Source organism: Eggerthella timonensis, from assembly GCF_900184265.1.
GTDB classification, from domain to species: domain Bacteria; phylum Actinomycetota; class Coriobacteriia; order Coriobacteriales; family Eggerthellaceae; genus Eggerthella; species Eggerthella timonensis.
Genome location: NZ_FXXA01000002.1, coordinates 3,664,450 through 3,686,108 on the forward strand (window position 1 = coordinate 3,664,450; position 21,659 = coordinate 3,686,108).

The 21,659-nt window shown below is 63.4% G+C and carries 19 protein-coding genes; 3 read left to right on the forward strand and 16 right to left on the reverse strand.

Annotation, left to right across the window (positions count from 1 at the left end; translation table 11 throughout):
- Positions 1-143: 143 nt before the first annotated feature.
- Positions 144-1,022: a MarR family transcriptional regulator gene (locus C1A15_RS15710; protein WP_180953123.1), complete on the reverse strand. Its 879-nt coding sequence runs from the start codon at positions 1,020-1,022 to the stop codon at positions 144-146.
- 103 nt (positions 1,023-1,125) lie between these two features.
- Here C1A15_RS15710 and C1A15_RS15715 point away from each other — a divergent pair, with 103 nt between their 5' ends.
- The gene (locus tag C1A15_RS15715; protein ID WP_101723437.1) at positions 1,126-1,341 is read left to right on the forward strand and encodes a helix-turn-helix domain-containing protein; all 216 of its coding nucleotides are present in this window, start codon (positions 1,126-1,128) and stop codon (positions 1,339-1,341) included.
- A 124-nt stretch (positions 1,342-1,465) separates the two neighbouring features.
- Here C1A15_RS15715 and C1A15_RS15720 read toward each other — a convergent pair whose 3' ends face one another.
- From C1A15_RS15720 to C1A15_RS15750, 6 genes are all read right to left on the reverse strand, one after another.
- Positions 1,466-2,887: a sensor histidine kinase gene (locus C1A15_RS15720; RefSeq protein WP_245865056.1), complete on the reverse strand. Its 1,422-nt coding sequence runs from the start codon at positions 2,885-2,887 to the stop codon at positions 1,466-1,468.
- The gene (locus C1A15_RS15725; protein ID WP_101723438.1) at positions 2,884-3,576 is read right to left on the reverse strand and encodes a winged helix-turn-helix domain-containing protein; all 693 of its coding nucleotides are present in this window, start codon (positions 3,574-3,576) and stop codon (positions 2,884-2,886) included. The genes C1A15_RS15720 and C1A15_RS15725 overlap by 4 nt, the downstream gene beginning before the upstream one ends.
- A gap of 769 nt (positions 3,577-4,345) precedes the next feature.
- Entirely contained in the window at positions 4,346-5,221 is an 876-nt protein-coding gene (gene pstB, locus C1A15_RS15735; RefSeq protein WP_101723439.1) for a phosphate ABC transporter ATP-binding protein PstB, read from the reverse strand.
- Entirely contained in the window at positions 5,214-6,179 is a 966-nt protein-coding gene (gene pstA / locus C1A15_RS15740; RefSeq protein ID WP_101723440.1) for a phosphate ABC transporter permease PstA, read from the reverse strand. Before pstA ends, pstB begins: the two co-directional genes overlap by 8 nt.
- Entirely contained in the window at positions 6,179-7,039 is an 861-nt protein-coding gene (gene pstC / locus C1A15_RS15745) for a phosphate ABC transporter permease subunit PstC (RefSeq protein WP_101723441.1), read from the reverse strand. The genes pstA and pstC overlap by 1 nt, the downstream gene beginning before the upstream one ends.
- A gap of 129 nt (positions 7,040-7,168) precedes the next feature.
- The gene (locus C1A15_RS15750) at positions 7,169-8,089 is read right to left on the reverse strand and encodes a substrate-binding domain-containing protein (RefSeq protein ID WP_101723442.1); all 921 of its coding nucleotides are present in this window, start codon (positions 8,087-8,089) and stop codon (positions 7,169-7,171) included.
- Between the two features lie 214 nt (positions 8,090-8,303).
- Between C1A15_RS15750 and C1A15_RS15755 the strand changes: the two genes are divergently transcribed.
- Positions 8,304-8,516 (forward strand): TOBE domain-containing protein, encoded by a 213-nt coding sequence (locus C1A15_RS15755; RefSeq protein WP_101723443.1) that lies wholly within the window; start codon positions 8,304-8,306, stop codon positions 8,514-8,516.
- 548 nt (positions 8,517-9,064) lie between these two features.
- Here the strand turns inward: C1A15_RS15755 and C1A15_RS15760 are convergent.
- From C1A15_RS15760 to C1A15_RS15795, 8 genes are all read right to left on the reverse strand, one after another.
- A complete protein-coding gene (locus C1A15_RS15760; protein WP_245865058.1) occupies positions 9,065-10,123 on the reverse strand; it encodes a DUF2804 domain-containing protein in 1,059 nt (352 codons plus the stop codon).
- Between the two features lie 20 nt (positions 10,124-10,143).
- Positions 10,144-11,109: a mechanosensitive ion channel family protein gene (locus C1A15_RS15765; protein WP_101723445.1), complete on the reverse strand. Its 966-nt coding sequence runs from the start codon at positions 11,107-11,109 to the stop codon at positions 10,144-10,146.
- A gap of 117 nt (positions 11,110-11,226) precedes the next feature.
- A complete protein-coding gene (gene nrdG, locus C1A15_RS15770; RefSeq protein ID WP_101723446.1) occupies positions 11,227-11,772 on the reverse strand; it encodes an anaerobic ribonucleoside-triphosphate reductase activating protein in 546 nt (181 codons plus the stop codon).
- A 17-nt stretch (positions 11,773-11,789) separates the two neighbouring features.
- Positions 11,790-12,644: an NgoMIV family type II restriction endonuclease gene (locus tag C1A15_RS15775; RefSeq protein ID WP_101723447.1), complete on the reverse strand. Its 855-nt coding sequence runs from the start codon at positions 12,642-12,644 to the stop codon at positions 11,790-11,792.
- Positions 12,616-13,569 carry a DNA cytosine methyltransferase gene (locus C1A15_RS15780; RefSeq protein WP_101723448.1) on the reverse strand — a complete coding sequence of 318 codons (954 nt, stop codon included), beginning with the start codon at positions 13,567-13,569 and terminating at the stop codon, positions 12,616-12,618. The genes C1A15_RS15775 and C1A15_RS15780 overlap by 29 nt, the downstream gene beginning before the upstream one ends.
- Before the next feature lie 232 nt (positions 13,570-13,801).
- Positions 13,802-16,129, reverse strand: coding sequence for an anaerobic ribonucleoside triphosphate reductase (locus tag C1A15_RS15785; RefSeq protein ID WP_101723449.1), 2,328 nt, complete (start codon positions 16,127-16,129; stop codon positions 13,802-13,804).
- A gap of 292 nt (positions 16,130-16,421) precedes the next feature.
- Positions 16,422-16,688, reverse strand: coding sequence for a hypothetical protein (locus C1A15_RS15790; RefSeq protein WP_101723450.1), 267 nt, complete (start codon positions 16,686-16,688; stop codon positions 16,422-16,424).
- Positions 16,689-16,690: 2 nt separating this feature from the next.
- Positions 16,691-17,593 (reverse strand): homocysteine S-methyltransferase family protein, encoded by a 903-nt coding sequence (locus C1A15_RS15795; protein WP_101723451.1) that lies wholly within the window; start codon positions 17,591-17,593, stop codon positions 16,691-16,693.
- Between the two features lie 901 nt (positions 17,594-18,494).
- Between C1A15_RS15795 and C1A15_RS15800 the strand changes: the two genes are divergently transcribed.
- Entirely contained in the window at positions 18,495-20,048 is a 1,554-nt protein-coding gene (locus tag C1A15_RS15800) for an FAD-dependent oxidoreductase (protein WP_101723452.1), read from the forward strand.
- On the opposite strand, the gene C1A15_RS15805 is transcribed toward C1A15_RS15800, so the two are convergent.
- Positions 20,045-21,520 carry a helix-turn-helix domain-containing protein gene (locus C1A15_RS15805; RefSeq protein WP_146001876.1) on the reverse strand — a complete coding sequence of 492 codons (1,476 nt, stop codon included), beginning with the start codon at positions 21,518-21,520 and terminating at the stop codon, positions 20,045-20,047. The two genes, C1A15_RS15800 and C1A15_RS15805, sit on opposite strands and share 4 nt — an antisense overlap.
- Positions 21,521-21,659: the final 139 nt, after the last annotated feature.

The window sequence follows — 21,659 nt, forward strand, 5'->3', positions numbered from 1 at the left end:
TCGTTTCCCCGTGTTCCTATACTGCAAGTGTACGAGGTGTAACGAATCGGTTACAAACGTTTTCGCATGATGCGGCGCATCATGCAATTCGAGGGAATGAACCGAAAAGGGAGGTGCTTGAACTGGGAGGATTCGGAAACGCCTTACGGGCGAGCGTAGGTTGCGTGCATGCGCATATGCAATTCGTTCGTCTTGGATTTAAGGGAAGCGTCCACCCCCGCGTACAGCTCGGCAGTGACGCGGCCAAGCTTTCCCGTGACCAAGGCGGCGCTCACTTCGCCCTTCTCGGTGAGGGAGATCGCCTTGTGACGGCGATCGGCGCCGGGTCCGTACGTCACGAGCTCCTTGCGGGCGAGCTTCGCCACCAGCGCGGAGGCCGACGTGCGTTCCAGCATGAGGGCTTCGGCGATGGCGGCGCAGGCCAGCGGCATGGGGCGCGCCTCGAGAACGGCCAGGCAGCGGTATTCCGCAAACGACAGGCCGGCATACTGCGCGACGACGCGCGACCAGCGCCGCAGCAGCGCCGCGACGATCATGAGGTACGCGGGCGTGAGCACCCGATGGCAGAGCCGGTTGATCTCCTCGGCGCCGACGCCCAGCTTCTCGGCTACCGAAGGAAAGGAGCACATGATCTCTTCGATGTCCTCGTCCGTGTGGTTCGCCCACACCGACGACCGCAGGCTTCGGAACACCCCTTCGTATCCGCGCTCAAGCGCACGGGATCCTTCGGCGCGTTCCGCGAGGACGGTCAGCCGCCCGTCGCTCGGGCAGCGCCCCTTGTCGACGAAGCCGGCGCGCGCAAGCGCGTTCGCAGCTACGACCACCGTGTTCGCGTTCGCCAGGGCGTTGCGAGGGAAATCGGCCAGCAGCAATGACCCGCCGTGCGAGCGCACCGACGAGAGCAGGCAGAACTCGAGATACGACACCCCGGACGCCTCGGCGATCGTCTCGCCGATGCGACGATGCAGATCGACCACCACCGTCGCCAATTGAGGCGTGAACAGCACTTCGTCTTGGATCATGCGGATACCCTCCTTCGATGCCTCCCCGCATCTGCTTGGGCGCCTCTGCATATTGTGCCCTATAGGACACCTAGTATACCGCACAAGCCCGTACTCTTTGCCTATGACTCAGACAACCAGGAAAAATGTCGGCCAGCGCGTCCGGGCGCTTCGCGAGCAGAACAATCTGACGCAAGAGCAGCTTGCGCTCATGACCGGCGTGGGCCGGTCGTACCTCGCCAAGGTCGAGGCGGGCAGCCGCAACGCCACCGTCGACTTCATGGAGAAGATCGCGCTCGGCCTGGGCGTGACGTTGGGCCAACTGTTCGAAGACCTGTAGCCCCTCGGCGCCGCGGCGGCGAGGGGTCTCGGACCGGCACCATCCCCCCGTTACCGCATCTCGTGCCCGAACCTGCAGAAAGGCAGACGCCCTCCGCAGAGGGCGTCCGGGAAGGCCGTGAACGTCAGGCGCTGGGAAACCGCAGCACGAACGTGGTGCCCTGCCCCTCGGCGCTCTCCACCTCGATGGCGCCTCCGTGGTACATGACGGCATGCTTGACGATGGCCAGGCCGAGCCCTGTGCCGCCCGTCTCCTTCGAGCGGCTCTTGTCCACACGGAAGAAGCGCTCGAACACCTTGTCATGCAGCTCTTCGGGAATGCCCGGCCCCGTGTCGCTGACGCGCACGACCGTCTGCCACGCCTCGTCTCCCGTAGGCGAGCCCTCCACGCGTTCCGACCCCACCTTCATGGTGACGCTGCCGCCCTCGTGGTTGTAGCGGATGCCGTTCTCGATGAGGTTGTACAGCATCTCCTCGGCCAGCGTCTCGCTGCCCGCGATGCACGCCGACGCACCCTCCACCTGCACCTTCACGTGTTGGTCGGCGGCGAAGCTGGCCAGGCGGCCCGCCACGCGCTGCGCCACCACGTACAGGTTGATGGCCGCTGCGCCATCGTTCTCGAACGCCGACTCGTCCAGCTTCGACAGCGTCAGCACGTCGTTGATGAGCGATCGCATGGTCTGCGCCTCATCGTAGATGAGCGCCGCGAACTTCTGGCGGTCGGCCGGCTGCACCATGTCGTTCTTCATGAGCTCGGCGTAGCCCGATATCACCTGCAGGGGCGTCTTCATCTCGTGGCTCACGTTGCTCGAGAAGTCGCGGCGCATGTTCTCGGCCTCGGCCAGCTCGGTGTTCTGAGCCTTCAGCTGCCGCTGCTGCTCGTCGATGCGGATGAGCAGCGGGTCCATCTCCTCGTAGATCTCGTTGTCGAGCGGGTTGGCGAAATCGAGCGCGTCGATGGGCTTCATGATGCGGCTCGTGAGCATCTTCGACAGCAGGAACACGAGCACCACCGCCACGGCCAGCGCCACGAGCACGGGCATGAACATCTCGCTGAGGAACGACAGCAGCGAATGACGCGTCTCGGACAGGCGCACGATGCTGCCGTCGTCGAGCTTCACGGCAGCGTACACGGTATCGGTGCCGAGCGTCTCGGAATAGCGCATGGTGACGGCCTCGCCTTGGGCAGCCGCCTCCTGCACTTCGGGACGGTCGGCATGGTTCTCCATGGCGTCGGTGTCGGCTGCGCTGTCGAACAGCACCGTGCCGTCCTCGGCGATGAGCGTGTAGCGTGTCAAGCCGCTGAACTGCTCTTTCAGCGCCGGGGCGTTCTCGGACGACGGCGTGGCGTTCAGGTAGCGCGCGGCGTCCTGGGCACTGGCGGCCAGCTCGGTTTCGGCATCGTGCTCGTAGGACAGATAGTAGATGGTGGTCATCGTCACGGAAAGTGCCACGATGATGGCGAGCGTGAACGCGAGCACGCTCGTGAATATCTTGCCGGACAGGTTCTTGACCTTGAAATGGGTGGGGCTCATGCGCGCGCTCACGAAGTGGGCTTGATGCAGTAGCCGACGCCGCGCACGGTGCGGACGAGGGCATCGGCCCCCTCCTGCGCCGCGGACAGCTTCTGGCGTAGCGTCTGCACGTGCACGTCCACCGTGCGCGTCTCGCCCACGTAGGTCATGCCCCACACGTCCTCGAGCAGCTGGCTGCGCGACAGCACGTGCCCTTGGTTCTGCAAGAGGGTGTGCAGCAGGTCGAACTCCTTGAGCGTGAGCGTGATGGGCTCGCCCGCCACCTGCACGGTGTGGGCCGACACGCACAGCTCGATGGGGCCGCACGCCAGCTCGTCGTCGGCCACCACGGGCGGCGCCGAGGCGCGGCGCATGAGCGCGTTCACGCGGCTGACCAGCTCCATCATGCCGAAGGGTTTGGCCAGGTAGTCGTCGGCGCCGGCGTCGAGGCCGCTCACCGTGTCGAACTCGGTGCCCTTGGCCGTGAGCATCATGACGGGCAGGTGCTTCGTCGCGGGGTTCTCCCGCAGCATGTGGAGGATCTCCAACCCGTCGATCTCGGGCAGCATGATATCGAGCAGCACGAGCTCGGGGAGGCGCTCTTTGCAGGCGGCGAAGAACTCTCCCGCCGCGGGAAAGCCCGCGGCCTCGAAGCCGGCCTGCTTGAGCGCGTACACCGTCAGGTCGCGGATGTTGGTATCGTCTTCAACGTAGTAGATCATCGTGGGGGCTCCCGTGGAACGTTCCAACCGTTTCGGCTCATTGTAAAGCAGCCGGAAAGCGACCGCAGCGCCGGACGAGTCAAATTTGCGTAAAGTGTTGCGGAAGGGACGCGGCGCCACTCCCCTCCTTCAAGTCCTTCTGCTGCATCACGATCGCCGAAGAGGGCCAGCTGAGCCGTCTTGTCGAAATCCGACTCGCACAACCTGTCCCGGGTCACGCGATACCGATCGAACTCGCTCTCGGCGAACGCTTTGGCGATCCCATGCGTCATCTTGCCGTACGAACATCCTGCCGCACGGGGGTTTTCGGCAGGAATCTCCCCTATTGGCAACCCCGTTTCCCGCCTGCGTCTGCGACCGGTGCCGCAACCTGGCCTTTCCCTTCCGATTCTCTCGAAACGGAAGACCTCGGCGAAGCCCGATCGGCCAACAGGGGAAGTTTCCGCCAATCGCAGCCCCTTTCCGCCGCAAACTCCTCGTGCATCCCCCCACCGCCGAAATGGCAAGGAAATACCGATTTCGGAAGTACGCGACGCTCCGGATGGGAGCTGGGAGCGTACGGCGGGACGGGGTATCGTCGCGACCGGGCATTATGCAGGACAGGACCTCCCGGCGCGCCGGCGACCCGGCCTGAAACTTCCGAAATCGGTATTTTCTTGCCGTTTCGGCCTCGATCGGAAGCCAGGGACAGGACGCTCGGGACAGGTACGGCTCGTCGGGCGTCATGCCCTCGCATCCACTCGCAAATTCAATCGCCCGACGTCCCTATTTAGCCGAAGCGTCCGGCGACGTAGTCCGCGGTGCGGGGGTCGGTCGGGTTCGTGAAGATGTCGTCGGTCGAACCGGACTCCACCATCTCGCCCAGCAGGAAGAACGCGGTCTTGTCGGACACGCGCAGCGCCTGCAGCATGTTGTGCGTCACCATGATCACCGTGTACTTGCTCTTGAGCTCGCCCACGAGATCCTCGATCTTCGCAGTGGAGATGGGGTCGAGCGCACTCGTGGACTCGTCCATGAGCAGCACCTCGGGGCGCACGGCCAATGCGCGAGCGATGCACAGGCGCTGCTGCTGGCCGCCGGACAGGCCCAGCGCGTTCTTCTTGAGACGGTCCTTCATCTCGTCCCAGATGGCGGCGTCGCGCAGGCTCTGCTCTACGATGACGTCGAGGTCGGCGCGGTTCTTGATGCCGTGCGTGCGCGGGCCGAACGCCACGTTGTCGTACACGCTCATCGGGAAGGGGTTGGGCTGCTGGAACACCATGCCCACGCGGCGGCGAAGGTTGTTCACATCAAGCGAGCGGTAGGCGTCCTCGCCGTCGAGCGTGATCTCCCCTTCGACGCGACAGCCCGCCACGAGGTCGTTCATGCGATTGAGGCTTTTCAGCAGCGTGGACTTGCCGCAACCCGACGGGCCGATGAGCGCCGTCACCTGGTTTTGAGGGAACTCCAGGTTGATACCCTTCAACGCGTGGAAGTCCTTGTAGAACAGGTCGAGGTTGCGCACGCCCATCTTCACAGGCGCATCGGCGGGAGCCTGCCGACCGCTGCGCTCGACCGTGCGCACGCGAGCCTGCGGCAGGTAGGTGTGCGCGGTCGCGGAGGCTGCGGCGCGCGTCGTGGTCTTCTCTACGGTAGCGTTAGTCATCTTGGTTTCCTTTGCTCATCTTCTTCGCGGCGAACGTGGCCAGGAGGTTCAGCACCACCACCATGACCAGCAGCACCACCGCCGTCGCGTACGTTTCGTTCACATGCAAGCCTTCGCTGGCCAGCACGTACATGTGCACGGCCAGGGTGCGCGTCGAGTCGAACAGCGCCATGCCGCCCTGCTCGAGGAAGTTCGGGATCTGGGCGATGGAGCCCGCCGTGAAAATGAGGGCTGCCACCTCGCCCACGCAGCGGCCCAACGCCAGGATGACGCCGCCCAGGATGCCGGGAACCGCCGAGGGCAGCACGCAGCGGAACACCGTGCGCAAACGGCCCGCGCCCAGGCCGAAACCGCCTTCGCGATAGGCGTCGGGCACGGCGATGAGCGCTTCCTCGGTGGTGCGCATGACCACGGGCAGCACCATAATGGCCAGCGTGCACGCGCCCGCCATGAGCGACAGGTTCCAGTGCAGCGCCGTCACGAAGAACAGCATGCCGAACAGGCCGTAGATGATGGAGGGGATGCCCTGCAGCGTCTCGGTGGTGGTGCGCACGATCTGGACGAAACGGCTACCGCGCGGTGCGTATTCAACCAGGTAGATGGCTGATCCCACGCCGACGGGCACCGCGAGGGCCAACGAGAGCGCCGCCATGAGCAGCGTGTTGACGAGCGCCGGCATGAGCGAGACGTTGTCGGAGGTGTACTCCCAGGCGAACAGGCTGGGCGTGAGGTACGGCACGCCGTTGACCAGGATGTATCCCACGAGAAACAAGAGCACCGCCGTAGTGAGCAACGCGCCCAGGTACACGAGCGATCGCAGCAGCGCCGACACGACGCGACGCGTTTTACGCTGGCGCGTTTCCGCAACGGCGAACAGGGCATCGATGCGGTCGTCGGAATCGGCAGGCGCCGCGGGGGCGGAACCGGCCTCGTAGGCTATAGTGAGCTTCGGACTCATTACTTCATCTCACCTCGCTTCTTGATTACGTTGAACAGCATGGTGATAAGCAGGATGAACACGAACAGCACCACGCCGGTGGCAACGAGGGCGCCTCGATGCAGGTCGGCCGCATAGCCCATTTCCAGGACGATGTTCGCCGTCATGGTGCGCACGCCGTTGAAGATGCTCTCGGGGATGAGGGGCTGGTTGCCGGCCACCATGATGACGGCCATCGTCTCGCCGATGGCGCGGCCCACGCCCAGCACCACGCCGGCCATGATGCCGGAGGTGGCGGCGGGCACGATGACGCGGAACACCGAGCGCTCGTGGTCGGCTCCCAGCGCCAGCGCACCTTCGTAGTACTTCTTCGGCACGGCATCGAGCGCGCTCTGCGCCACGGTGATGATGGTGGGCAGGATCATGATGCCCAGCAGCACGGCTGCCGCCAGCAGCGACAGGCCGTTGCCCGGCATGTTCGCGCGGATGAACGGCACGATGAGCACGAGGCCGAAGAAGCCGTACACGACCGACGGGATGCCGGCCAGCAGCTCGACGCCGGGCTTGAGCACGGCTGCAATCTTTCCGCTGGCGAATCGCGAGAGGAAGATAGCGCACAGAAGGCCCGTGGGCACGCCCACGACGATGGCACCGGCCGTCACGTAGATGCTGCCGATGATCATGGGGAAGATGCCGTAGATATCGTTGGCCGGCCGCCACGTGGTGCCGAAGAGGAACTCCGGCAGGCCGATCTGCGCGATGGCCGGCACGCCGTTGGCGAACAGGAAGACGCAGATGAGGGCGACCGCAAGGATCGAAATCCCCGCGGCTCCCACGAACAGCGCCTTCGCGATGCCTTCCTTGATATGCGGGTGGGACATGGAAACTCCTTGGTTTGGCAAAGTCAGCGAGAGGTGCCGAGGGGTCCCGAATCGCCCCGTTTCGCGCAGCGAAAAGGGGCGATTTGGGGTGTATCGGCACCTCGCAGCGTCGAGCGCTTCCGGCGGCTGCTAAGCAGACGGAACGATATCTTCCCAGGTGGTCAGTTCGCCGGTGTAGATGCCCTTCACTTGGTCGGACGTCAGGTTGTCCAGCGACGCGCCGGGGTTCACGATAACGGCGATGCCGTCCTGCGCGATGACCGTGGCCTTCACGCTGCTCTCGGAGTCCTTGAGCTCGCGAGAGACCATGCCGATGTCGCAGGTTCCCTCGGCGGCCATGTTCACGCCGGTGGTCGAGTCGGACTGGTTGACCTCGATGGTGACGTCGGGGTTGAGGGCCTTGTACGCCTCGGACAGCTTCTCCATGACCGGGGTTACCGACGAAGAGCCGGCGATGACGATCTTGCCGGACTTGCCGGAAGCCGTGTAGGAGCCCGCGTTGTCGGCCACGGAGATGCAGCCGTTATCCTCGACCACCTTCTGACCCTCGGCGCTCATGATGTAGTCGATGAAGTCCTGCGCCACGTCGGAGGTGCCGTCCTTCGTCACGATGTTGAACGGACGGGCCACCTTGTACTCGCCGCTCTTCACGTTCTCGGCCGTCGCCTCGGCGCCGTCGATGCTGAGCGCCTTCACCGTGTCGTTCAGCGAGCCGAGCGAGATGTAGCCGATGCCGTTCTCGTCGCCGGACACCGACGTCATCATGACCGACGTGGAGTTCGTGATGGCCGCAGACGGAGTGGTCATATCCACCTTGTCGCCGTTCGCGTCCTTCTCCTCGATGCCGAACAGCTCGATGAACGCGCCGCGGGTGCCGGAGCCGTCTTCGCGCGAGTACACCGAGATCTGGCCCGAGGGACTTGCGGAAGCGGATGCACCGTCGCTTCCGTCCGCTGCAGTCGCGCCGTTTCCGCCTGCGCAGCCCGCGACGCCCAGCAGGCCGAACGCGAGCACGGCCCCCATCGCCACCATCAGCAGTCGTTTCTTCATGTTGTCTGTTCCTTTCGTTGGCGCCTTGAAGGCGCATGGTGTTCGCTGAACGCGGGCCCTCGGCCCGCTGCGACAACCATGATGAGGAACCAGCATCAAAGGAGTGTCGGAAGCCGATCAAATCTGAGTAAAGTTTGAGGACGCATGACGTGCGCACGCGTAATCGGCCACGATACAATGGTCGGCGGAGGGAATACCGCACGAAAGGGGCATCATGAAGCTTTCCGCACGCAATACGCTGAAGGGCACCGTCACCGCCATTCATCCGGGCGCGGTGAACGCCATCGTCATCCTCGAGCTGGACGGAGGCCAGCTGATCACGTCGACGATCTCGATGGGCTCGCTCAAGGATCTCGATCTGGAAGTGGGGCAGACCGCCTACGCCATCGTCAAGGCATCGTCGGTTATCATCGGCGTCGACGACTAGCGAAGCCTCGAGGATACGCCCGCGTTGGATTCGCGAGGCACGCGCGTAGGACGCGCGTGGAATCCGCGGGGGAAACGGCGGCAGGCCGCGTGGAATCCGCGTGAGAAGCGCGCTGGATCCCCGCAAGATCGAGGCGGATCCGCGCTGGATCTGCGCCATCGCCGCGTGATACCGCGTTGCTATACTGGTAGGCACGAAGCGCGGAGGCGGCGCGGCACCACACCCCTTTCCACCAGATGCTCCCGAGTGAGGGACCGTGCGGAGGGAGGTGGACGCCATGACCGTTTTGGCCTTGATCGCGGCGATCCTTGAGTTCGCTTCCAGTTTGCTGGGGTTCTTGACCGCAATAATGGAGCGGCTCCCGATCCGCAAGGACAAGGAGCCGTAAGAAAAGTAGCCAAACCGCCGAGGCGATTCGAGAGCCGTGGGGAGTAACAGCTCCCTGCGGCTCGCCTCTATTATACGAACATGCGCCTCAAAAGCAAGCGCGAACGCGATCCCCCGCCTCTCGGCATCGGCCGGTCAGCCTGCGTCCTTTCGACGCTTCGTCAGTACACGTTGTGGATGACCTCGGCGGACCCGAGGAGATTGTCCACGGGCAGCGTCGAGCCGTCGTCGAGCACCACCGTGCCGTCGAAACGCCCGAATACCTGGTGCTGGTCAGAGCGGATCAGCTTGAAATCCATCCAGTCCACACGGTCGAGCAACGGGGTGAACACGAGGTCGAGTCGTCCCTCGTCGTCGGTCATATGCCAGGGTTGCATGAGCTGGAAGCGATCGGCCGTCTTCTTCGCGCTCGCGCCGCCCGTCTTCTCGGGGATGCCGAAGTCGACGCGATGGAGCTTGTGCGCCACGCCGTCGACGAACGCCATGTTCTCGGACGCGGCCGACGTATCGCCGAACCCGTATCCCAGGTTGAGCCCGAAGCGACGGCCGCCCTGCCATCCCTGCGCCACGGCCCAGTACCACGTGTTGTCGCGCGTCCACACGCCACGCCCCCAATCGAGCAGGCCGAACGAGTCCTCGGGGCAGAACCCGTGCACGAGCAGGCCCTTCTTGAAGCTGCCGCGCGCTCGCATGGCGACGATCTTCTGGTTGTAGTAGAACGCGAGCGGGTCTTCGGCCCACGGCGTGCTGATCACCATCGAATCGCGCGGCTCCTCGTCGAGCACGGCCTCGAACGACAGGTCGTCGTTGTCGTCGAAGTTCGCGAACCACACCTTGAGACGGCGCTGCCCGTCTTCCACCTCGAAGCGGAACGACACGCGGTTGTTCTCGAACGCGGTAACGCCTTTTTCCGAGGTCGCGGGCAGCTTGAATCGCCCGAGGGGAAACGGCGCGATCACGCTCGCCGTGTGGGACGTGGCCTGGGCGAAGTCCATAACCGAAGCCGAGATGAGGCCGACGTAGCCCATGTCGCCCACGGTGAGCGCCACGGCGAATTCGTCGTCGTTCACCAGGTAGTAGTCCCACTCCTTGATGCGGTACTTCGGCGCTTTGATGCGATCGCGGTCGTACGTGCGCACAAGCGACGTGGCCCAACCGCACGCGGCCAGCGCTCCATCGAGGTGGTGCAGCGGGCCTTCGGCCAAACGCGTTTCAGACATGGTCTCCCTCGCCTCCTCGCTCACGATTGCTCCTCTTTCCCGATGCGCAGGGCCCGCGCCATGCGCTTGCGGAAGCTCGGTTTGCGCTTCTGCTTGGAAGCCGGCTTCGGCTTGGGCTTCGGTTTCGTCTTTGCCGAGCCGTCGGCCTCGCGCGCTGCGGCTTCATCGGCTTCTCGCTGCGCGTCTTCCAGCACCTGCTCCGCGCGCTCGGGCGCGGACGTGCGGGTCAGCGGGGCGACGGCGCGCAGTACCGCGTCGGTGGCGCGGCCGGTGGTGCGGCTATCGGCCATGCTGAACGAGATGGATCCCGCATAACCCTGTGCGGTGATTTCCGAAAACGTGAGCTTCGGCTGCTTGACCACCTTGCCGACGGTAGCCGCCGCCTCGCTCGCCTCGTGCTCGATGGCTGTCGCCACCTCGTCGAGGTGCTGGCCGTCGGTGGTGACCACCACGGCCAAGCTCACCTGGTTCGTAGGAGGCAGGTGCGTGAGGGCGGTCTTGCTGATGATGGAGTTTGGGATGAGCACTTCCTCGCCCGCGCTGTTGCGGATGGTGGTGTGACGCCAGGTGATGTCTTTCACCACGCCCGTGGACGAGCCCACCTCGATGTTGTCGCCCGGCTTGATGATGCGCAGCAAGCTGACCTGCAGGCCGCCGATGAGGTTCGACAGGGTGTCCTGGAAACCCAGCGAGATGGCGATGCCGCCGATGCCGAGCGCGGTGATGGCGGCGCTCACGTCCACGCGGAAGCAGGTTGACAGCATGATGCACACGCCGGTGATCCACACGGCCCCGCGGGCGATGTTGATGAAGATGGAGCTTGAGGGAAGGTCGCGCTCCTCGTTGATCTCGAGCACACGGCGCAGGAAGCGTCTCGTCAGACGCGCGATGACGGCCGTGATCGCCAGAATGACCACCGCCGAGACGGCCGTGGTCACCCAGTCGGTGCGCACGAGAGCGTCGATGTAGTTTTGAAGCTGTTCCATGCCGTTATCCTACCATGTCAGACGAGATACGGGGGCGATGAGACAAAGGGACGGGGTTACTGTCTCATTTCGCACGCGAAATGAGACAGTAACCCCGTCCCTTTGTCTCACCCGCCTTCACCACGACGGGGGCTTTTCAGGGAAGTCCTCGTGAGTTTCCCATAAAACGATGCGCCCGTGGGTTCGGGTTGCGGGAACGTCAATCAATCGTTGGTTGCGGGAGCCGCGCCAGGGCAGATCGAAGGAATGCTGCGCCTGGACGAACGGGCCGTCCACCAATACGTCGGTCTGATCGAGCAGCTCGCGTGCGGCCGCGTCGGGAAAGCCGGCCTCCAGCTGCTCGTAGCGATAGCCCGAGTACGTCCATACGTTCAGCCCCAGCTCGCGCACTTGGAGCGCCAGTTCGGCGCAGGCTGCGGCCTGTTCGAACGGTTCGCCGCCCGAGATGGTGACGCCCTGCACCAGCTTGTTGGCCGCGATGTCGGCCACCACGTCCTCGATCGCGCGCATCGTGCCACCCATGCATGGCTGGCTGTCGGGATTGTGGCACCCGGGGCACGCATGCGAGCAACCCTGCACGAACACGGCATAGCGCAACCCCGGCCCGTCGACAATGGAGTCCGGAGCCGCGCCGTAGAGACGAATGGTGGTAGGTGTGGTCATTGGGCTGGGCCCTCGCGCTACACGCAAAGGTCTAAAGGCAAGTCGGAAATATCCTTTAGCCTGTTGCCCTCAACTAAAATATCTAGCAACTCCAGCGCATCCTCAGCGCCTACCGCCTCAATAGAGTTCCTCAATTCGTACAATGCAAAATGATATACGCAATCAATGTCTCCCGTCCCGAGCGCCAACGAGGATATGCGAGATGGCAAAGGTTCGGCCGTTACGACAGCAATATGTGGAAGCGACCCCTTTCTGTTTCTTATTAGATTCAAAGCTTCTGTACGACTGTTCTGAGCCCGATCACTGCGAATAGTCCATTTGGCCGAAACTGAAGCATGCAAAATGGGCAACGAGCGATATTTGGCACGGATATCTGCCAGTGTACTCACACTATCATCAACCAAGTAGGTCGGAACATTAATGAAATCATCATCGTAAGGCTCACGGGATATCAATATGTCTGGACATACCAAATAATCATTCCCGAGAACAGTAGCCAACGCTTCGTTTTCCCGAATAAGCGCATTTATTTCTGAAAGATGATGGTACTGCACAAAAGAAGATGTTTTCGTTCTGCTTCTATTGCCCAATTTCTCAACTGACCATATTCCCGGACGAAGATTTCCCATAAACAAGAATGTCTCTTCAAGGAAAACTTTCACTGCCTCTTCGAAGTTAGATCCACTTGTTTGTCCTGCAATTTTTTCGAATTCAAGAATCTCTAATTGGTCGGCGATCCCTTTCGCTATGGCAATCGAGAGTTTGCTTCCTTTATCAGCATTCGACGGTATTCCTTCAGCGGAAACTGTCAACGTACCCTTTAGAAGGCTGGCATGAAATCTATCACGCGCGACCGCGACAAGTGGATCCATCAAGACACCTCCGTATCTCTAAGCCTACAGACCTTGCGACTGGCGGAGGAAACGCGTTTCCAATCATCCTGCACGCCTTTGTTTTTCCCTTTCCGAAACTCCAATCATCAGGAAAACCCTGAATGCGAGCTATCATACGACTGGTCAATCTGGGCATTCCCGAAAAGTCTTTAGAAGGTGCCTCATTGGCAACACCCGCACCATCAACCCCGTACACCGCCCATGCCTTCTTTGCTCGCGTCGGGCCAAGATCAGGGCCCCCGTGCTTTTTAGAACCTCCAACTATAGTCGGAGCAATCCCGTTGGCCTTCTTCGCCCATTCGTCCACAAGTGTCCAACCATCTTCTGCCATAAGGTCATGGAGAAGCTCACCAATAGTAGGGGTGTCTTGACCATGGGGTTCAGGATACTTGAAAGTGTCAATCTCATTTTTGCTGATACCCACTATTACCACGCGCGGTCTTAATTGCGAAACCCCATAATCAGAAGCATGCAGCAATTTAATCCTTGTTCTGTATCCAAGACTATCAAGGCTAGTCAATATCATATTCCGATAGTCTTCGAATCGGGGATCAAGAAAACCTCTCACGTTTTCAAGCATAACCGCTCGCGGTCTAATCTCATCAACAAGACGCAACGCCTCGGGAAACAAATCCCTTTCGTCATCCTTACCTAGTTGTTTGCCAGCATGGGAAAAAGGAGGACAAGGGACGCCCCCCGCCAAAAGATCCACGCATCCCCGAAAAGGTTTTCCGTCGAAACACCGCACATCCTTGCAATGAACAGGCCAGTTTGGTCGGTTAAGTGAAAGTATGTCGCAATATTCTTTTTCGTACTCGACAAGAGCGACATGCTCGAAGCCAGCCTGCTCCAGACCAAGCGCCTGGCCACCAGCACCTGCACATATTTCGACGCTCTTCAACATTCCAACAACTTTCTTCGACATATTTTATTAATTATACTAAAACATACGTTCGCTATCAAGAAACACTTCGGAGCAGGAGCCCCAGCGCAAAAGGGCAACTCGGTTTGATCCTTAACCACTTCCGCTCGCTAGTTTCTGCCTACGCTAGCCTACGGCATCGCGTGAGGACGCGCGTACCGAAGCCCACAGCGTCGACATGTTTCGCCGACTTGTAGGCCTATGAAACAGGATGCTACATCTGATGCTTCACTCGGTCGCCCTCTTCGGCGCGCTTGGCGTCGTTGAAGCGGTCGAGGGTGCCCACGAGGTAGCCGGTGATGCGGCGGATGCGCTCGAACGAGTGGCCGTGCTCGGCCTCGGTGCGGCCGCACTTGGGGCATACGTCGCCGATGATGCCGTTGTAGCCGCACACGGGATCGCGGTCCACCGGATGGTTCACCGAGCCGTAGCCGATGCCGCTGTCCTTCATGTGGCGGATGACGGCCTCGAATGCCTCGAGGTTCTCGGTGGGATCGCCGTCGAGCTCCACGTACGAGATGTGGCCCGCGTTCGTCAGCGCATGGTACGGCGCCTCGATCTCGATCTTGTCGAACGCGCTGATGTCGTAGTACACCGGCACGTGGAAGCCGTTCGTGTAGTAGTCGCGGTCGGTGACGCCGGGGATGGAGCCGTAGCGCTCGCGGTCCATGCGCACGAAACGCCCGGACAGGCCCTCGGCCGGCGTGGCGATGAGGCCGTAATTCAGCCCGCGCTCCTGCGAGATGCGATCGAGGTACGAGCGCATGTGGCCGATGATCTCGAGGCCCAGGTTCTGCGACGCCTTCGACTCGCCGTGGTGCTTGCCCGTCAGCGCCACGAGCGTCTCGGCCAGGCCGATGAAGCCCAGCGACAGCGTGCCGTGCTTCAGCACCTCTCGCTGCTCGTCGGTGGGAGCCAGCTTCTCGGAGTCGATCCACACGCCCTGGCCCATGAGGAACGGGGCGTTGTACACGTGCTTGCGCGCCTGGATCTCGAAGCGCTCGTCGAGCTGCCCCACCGCCAGCGCCAGCTTCGCGTCGAGCAGATCGAAGAACAGGTCGAGATCGCCCTTCGAGCGGATGGCGAGGCGCGGCAGGTTGATGGACGTGAAGCTGAGGTTGCCGCGGCCAGGCGCGATCTCGCGATCGGGATCGTACACGTTGCCCATGACGCGCGTGCGGCAGCCCATGTAGGCGATCTCCGTCTCGGGCGTGCCCTTGTAGTACTGCGCGTTGAACGGCGCGTCGATGAAGCTGAAGTTCGGGAACAGGCGCTTCGCGGAGCAGTGCATGGCCAGCTTGAACAGGTCGTAGTTCGGATCCTCGGGGTTGTAGTTCACGCCCTCCTTCACGCGGAAGATCTGCACGGGGAAGATGGGCGTCTCGCCGGAGCCGAGTCCCTCCTCGGTGGCCAGCAGCATGTTCTTCACGACCATGCGGCCCTCGGGGGTGGTGTCCATGCCGTAGTTCACCGAGCTGAACGGCGTCTGCGCGCCGGCGCGGCTGTGCATGGTGTTCAGGTTGTGCACGAGCGCCTCCATGGCCTGGAACGTCGTGCGGTCGGTGTCGCCCATGGCGTTCTTGGCCGCGTAGGCCACGGCCTTGTCGGCGGCCTCCTCGGTGGCGCCGGCCTCCACGAGCGCCGCGCGCACGGCGGCCTCGAAGCCCTCGTCCATAGTCAGGCTCGCCCAGATGCCCGTCTCGGCCTCGATGCGCGCGAGCGTGTCCTGCGCGAACGCGCGCGCATCTTCCACCGCGTCGCCGACGAGCAGGTCCACGGCTTCGGCCAGGTGCTTCTTGTACAGGCGACGGTACGTCTTGCGCACGCCCTCGGCCAGGCCGTAGTCGAAGTCGCAGATGGCCTGTCCGCCGTGCTGGTCATTCTGGTTGCTCTGGATGGCGATGCAAGCCAACGCCGCGTAGCTGGCGATGTCGTTCGGCTCTCGCAGCACGCCATGGCCCGTGGAGAAGCCGCCCTTGAACAGCTTGCGCAGCTCGATCTGGCAGCACGTGGTGGTCAGCGTGTAGAAGTCCATGTCGTGAATGTGGATGTCGCCCTCGCGATGGGCGCGCGCGAACTTCGGGTCGATGACGCACATCTCGTAGAACTGCTTGGCAGACTCGGAGCCGTACTTGAGCATGGTGCCCATGGCGGTGTCGGCGTCGATGTTGGCGTTCTCGCGCTTCATGTCGGAGTCCGACGCCTTGGAGAACGTGATGTCCTTGAGCGTCTGGATGAGGCGGCTGTTCACGTCGCGCGAGCGGCTGCGCTCGGCACGGTACAGAATGTAGGACTTGGCCGTCTGCACGAAGCCCGACTCGATGAGCGTCTCCTCCACGAGATCCTGCACGCCCTCGACGGACGGCGTGCCCTCGATGGCACCTTCCTCGAGCTTGTCCACCACGCGCTGCGCGATATCCTCGGCCGCGGCGCGATCCTGCATGGCGCCGCACGCCTGGAACGCGCGCTCCACCGCCTCGGCGATCTTGTCCTGCTTGAATTCCACCGTTCGGCCGTCGCGCTTCATGATGGTCGTGACCATGCTTCGAGTCCTCTCTTCGTGCTTCTTCTCGGTTCTTCGTTTTGCCGTTGCGAGCTGTGGTTTCGCCCGGTTTATGCGCAGGGTTTCCACACGATCTGCGCCTTGTTTTCCACAATATGTAGTGGTGGTTTGTGTTTGGAAAGTGAACATATAGTACCCGCGTCTGCTTCGGCGCGCAAGGGGGTATCGATAGCCGACACGTCGCTCACACATAACGCAGAGGTGCGATTCACAGAGTATCCACAGGGTGCGGGAGATTCGAAACCGACGGGTTACGCGGGACGCCGGCGCGCTATTGGACGGTGCCGTACACCTGTCCCCACGCATGCCCGCCGATGGCCGAGTTCAGCTGGTCGCACAGCCGCTGGCGCGTATAGGCGCCGGGCGGCAGCAGGTTGACGATCTCGGCGAGGTCGTCGGGCAGGTCGGCGGCTTCGGCCGCGACGACGATGTCGAGCCGGCGCAGCCGCTCCTTCGGTCCCCGCCCGAGGTACAGCGAGTCCACCACGTCTTGCAGCGCGCCGTAGTGCGGGCTGCGAACCACGTTCGATCCGGCCATGCCTACTCCTCCACGTCCGGACGCACGACGTCGAAGCCCTCGCTGGCCGCCACGAGCGCGCCCGCGTAGGCCGGCGTGGCCGCTCCGACGCCACGGAGGAACTGGGCTCCGGACGCGCGCAGCTGCGTGGCCGCACCCACCAGCACGTCGGGGCAGTAATACGGGTTCTCAAGCGTAGCGTCGCCCTGCTTCGGCTTGTGCTCGCGCACGATCAGCTGGGCGAGCACGGGCAGACGGCCCGCGCCGCTTGCGCGACGGGCGAAGGTCGCTGCGGCTTCGAGCGGCGCTGCGGTGGCGAAGCCGACCACGCTCGCCTCGTAGTCCACCATGACCGCGAGCGCGTCCTCGAACGCATGGCGGCCATCGGCCAGCATGCCGTCGGCGTCGACGTCCACCGACGCGAACACCGGCGCGCCGCTGACCTGGCGCACGCCCATGAGCGCGCACTTGAGGTCGGACGGGCTGGCGAACCCGTTGAGGAAGAACGCGTCGAACTCCTGGCCGTCGCAGGCGCGGGCGGCGCGGGCGTACTGTTCGCGGTTCTCGTTGAGCGACGACTTGCTGGCGGGGTCGAGGGGCAGCCCGCACGGGCCGACCTCCACGAGCAGGTGCTGGGGCTTCAGCTCGCGTGCAGTCGCGAGGCCCGCACGCACGATCTCCACCGCGCGATCCTCCATGCCGCGATGCGCCAGGCGCGCCGGCGTGATGCTGGCCGTGTTCGCCACGAGGCACTGCGCGCCCGCCACCTTATTGAGGCGCAACGCGTCGCGCACCGCCTCCGGTTCGACGAGGTTGGCGAATTCGAGGTCGTGCTCGACGTCGAACCCCTGGCGGGCCAGAACCGCGGCGACGGGCGACGACAGCACGAGCATATCCTTATGAAAGCGCAGAGCGATATCGGGCATGAAGGCATCCTTTCGTCAGGTGCTCCATGATACCAAAAAGCCCCGCGCGCGAACGGCGCAGACGCGCCGGCGGACGGAAGAGGGCGCGACGTTCACCGATGCTTCGCCGCCGTTTCACAGGACGAACATGAGTCGATCACGTGTTCTTCAAGGCTTACTTTTATACTGGGTCCTGCAAACGAAAGATTCCCCTCCTTTCAGTTTGTACTGCTTTTCCCCTTACAAAGCAGTGGCGGCACCTCGGTGCCGCACATCCCCCTCCTTGTGGCCCGGTGGAGCTCCCCTCTCCCCGGGCCGATCTGTTTCTTGCGGCGCGTATCAGCGGACGCAGTCTGCCTTTCGGCGCGATGCGGGGCCGACCGTGCATCGGCGGCGGGTTCGGCTCGACGACGGCTGCGGACGCGACGGGTGCGCGGTTCCTCTCTCTTTCCTAGTGTAACGGTGGCGGTGCGCTGACATGCATAGGCTGAGCAGACCGTTCCGTCCGCTGGCAGAGATCGCACGATATGAACGATTCTGCGCCCTGATCCGCGAAGCCAAATGAGAAAACTCCAGGTCGCAAAAAGTTAGTCTTGTCTATTCTCGTTCATATCGTGCGATCTCTGCCAAGCCGATAAAGGCGCGGCCGGCAGTGTGGGACGACCGACAGTGTGGGACGGTCGGCAAAGTGCGACGGTCGGCGGGGTGCGCTCGGCCGCGAGACGCTCTCGCGAAAGCTCGCGGACGCCAAGCGCCGAAGGCGCACCGATCGGCACCACTTTCTTCACCTGCGGATTCAGCGATTTCACATCGCTTTTCACATCGCCGATGTGATTCCCTTTTTCACGGACGGCCCTATAGTGCGTGCTGTCGCAGCGGCGAAGACGCCGTGCGGGAAGGACCGATCCTTGAGGAGGGAATCATGGAAGCAAGCGTATCGAGAAGGAAGTTTCTGGCAGGCGCCGGCATGGCTGCAGCCGGATTGGCGGCGTTCGGCATCGCCGGCTGCGCGCCGAACGGCGAGACGAACGCCGCCGCCGACTCGGGCACATGGGATAACGAGGCCGACGTCCTCGTTATCGGAGCGGGCGGAGCCGGGCTCACCGCGGCCGTCGTTGCCGCGCGCGGCGGCGCGAAGGTGACCGTGCTGGAAGCCGCCGCCATGGCGGGAGGCAACACCGCGAACTCGTCCGGCGTCATCCAAGCCGCCGGCACCGAGGAGCAGAAGCAATTCGCCGGCGTGTCCGACGACACGCCCGAGAAGCATGCCGAGTACTATCTGCAATGCGGCGAGGGTCAACTCGACGAGGAGCTCGTGCGATTCGCCTGCGAGCAGGCGCCCTCGTGCATCGAGTTCATGAAGGAGCTCGGCATCAAGTACGAGGTGGTGTACGGGAACGGCACGGTGCCGAACGTCGATCCCTCTGTCATCGCGCCGCGCATCCATCTCGCCGGAACCGACGAGAACGACCTCATGTACGGCCAAGCCCATGTGGCAGCGCTGCTCAAAGCCGCCGAGGAGGCGGGCGTCGAATTCGTCTACGACACCGCGGCCCTCCAACTCGTCCGAAACGACGAGGGAACGGTCACCGGCGCAGTCGCCGACGACAAGAAGCGCTACCGCGGTAAGAAGGCGGTCGTCCTCGCCACGTGCAGCTACGATCGTAGCGAGGAGTTTGCGAAGGCGTTCAACTATCATATGGTGCAAGCGCTGAAGGACGGCCGCGCTCTGACCGCGCCCACGAACACGGGCGACGGCCTGCGCATGGGCATGTCGGTCGGCGCCGCCCTCGAGGGCATGGGCGGCTTCATCGGGCTGTCGAACAACATCGGAGGCACCCCGACGCTTCCCGGCGTTCCCGAAGTGCCGGGCATCATCGTGAACAAGTACGGTCGCCGCTTCGTGAGCGAGTCCGATCATTACGCCTGGGTCCTGCGCGCCATCTTCGCGCAGGAAGATCACGTGGCCTGGGGCGTGTTCGACGCGAACGCCGCAGCGCTCACCGGCGCCGTCGTGGGCGGCGTGAGCCCGATGAGCGACGATTTCGCGAAGGAGATCGCCGACGGCTCGGTGCTCAAGGCCGACACCGTCGAGGAGCTTGCCGCCCAGATGGACGTGCCCGCCGCGAACCTGCAAGCCGCGCTCGACACATGGAACGCCGACATGGCCGCGCCCGAAAAACGCGACAGCCAGTTCCCCACGCGGGCATGCGGGCTCGAACCCATCGACACGCCGCCGTTCTACGCCACGCGCAGTTACGATTACAGCTTGGGGGCGCTCGGGGGGTTGAAGATCAACACGAAAGCGCAAGTTCTCGACACCCAAGGCGAAGCCATCCCGCACCTGTACGCCGCCGGCCAGGTAGCCGGAGGATTCATGGGCTCGTACTACCCGGGCACGGGCACCGGCATCCTGGCGACGCTCGCGTTCGGACGCAGCGCAGGCGAGAACGCGCTTGCAGAGTCGGAGGCCTAAACGCCGACCCGCCTGCGTCCGCCTTCCGAAGGGGCCTGGATCACCAGGCCCCTTCGTTTTCCGCGCCTCCCCTCTCGACGAGGTCGATGAGCTCCTGTTGGGAATGGACGTCCAGCTTGCGGTACACGTTCTTCATGTGAGTGCGGGGTCGTGTTGTCCGAGACCACCAGCGTCTTCGAGATGTACGCGCGATTGCGCCCGCGCGCCAACATCTCGAAAACCTCCTGTTCCCGCGCCGAAAGGCCGTAGCGCGTCGCCCATGTCTGCAAGTCGATGGAAGGCTCAGGGCCCTTGACGATCCCCCCTTCCCGTAAAGCGGCGCGCATCGAACGGTCGAACGAAAGGATGCCCGCCATCAACAGCAGGTACACCACGACGAGCGAGACCACCGCGAGCGTCGCCTCCGAGCCTTCCACCGCCTCGAGGACGAACAGGCCCAGCAGCGAGCCGGAGCATTCGGCGGCCACCAGAACGAGCAGCCCCAACGTGAAGCGCCGCGGCAGCTCCGAGCCATCGCGCGCATCGGCCCACAACGCCCACACGATGAAGTAGAAGCTGTTGAACCCGACGATGCACACGCCGAGGATGGCCTCGCGAGCTCCCGAGAACAGCGGAAGCATGACGAACGCGATGCCGATGACCGGGATCGCGACGAAGCAGACGGCTTTGATGAGCTTGCGAGAATCGAGGAACAGCGCCGTGAGGGTTATCACCAGCGCGGAGATCGCGAACGAGACGATGGTGGCCGCATTCCCCACACCCCCATCCGACGGGAAGGCTCCTTCGGCGAGCCGCTGCATCAGCCCGTAAGCCAACCCGACGATCGCCGGCAAAGCCACGACGCGCACCGTGCTGAAGCCAGGACGGGCGGTGCCCTGAGACTGCGTCGACGACGCAGCCCCGTCGCGAACCGCCAGCACCGTGAACGCTGAACCAGCGGCCGGCAGCAACGCCAATACGAGCTGCTGCGCCGTAGAAGGGAGGAGCAAAAGAACCGCGTCGAGCGCCGAGGCGACGAGCAAGGCAAGAGCCACGTCGATGAGCAGGGCCTTCGCCCCTTTACGTGCAAGCGACACGCCCAGCAAGACCAAGAGGCCGGCGCTGCCGGCTCCCGTCAAGGCCACCCCGACGGGCTGCAGAACTTCGGAAGACGCCATCGCAGGCCCGAAGAGCAGCGTGACCGTTCCCGCGAACAGCAACGCTCCCGAAACGACGGCCGCGACGCAGGCGCGGGCGACCAGGCGCGCGGCGACGAGCAGCGCGACCAACAGTGCGGCCGCTTCGGAACCGAGCCACAGAGCGCGCATCTGCAGCACGTCGCCTTGGCTCAACGGGAACAGGCCGAGTTGCACGTCGCTCCAATACAAGCCGAACATCCACGCAAGCAGCGCGGCGAACGCCAGCCACGACGCCGCGTCGACGCGCACCCGCCGAAGGGTGTCCGCGCCATACGACGTGGCGGAACTTGACATGCGACCCCACCTCCCATGATCGAATCTCGACGATCATACCCCAACGCCTCGCCCCTTCGGCCTAGCAAAACGCAGCCTCCATCTCTTGCTTTTTGTTGACCGGAATGCTCCTGTTTACGAACCGTTACATAGGAGGCCT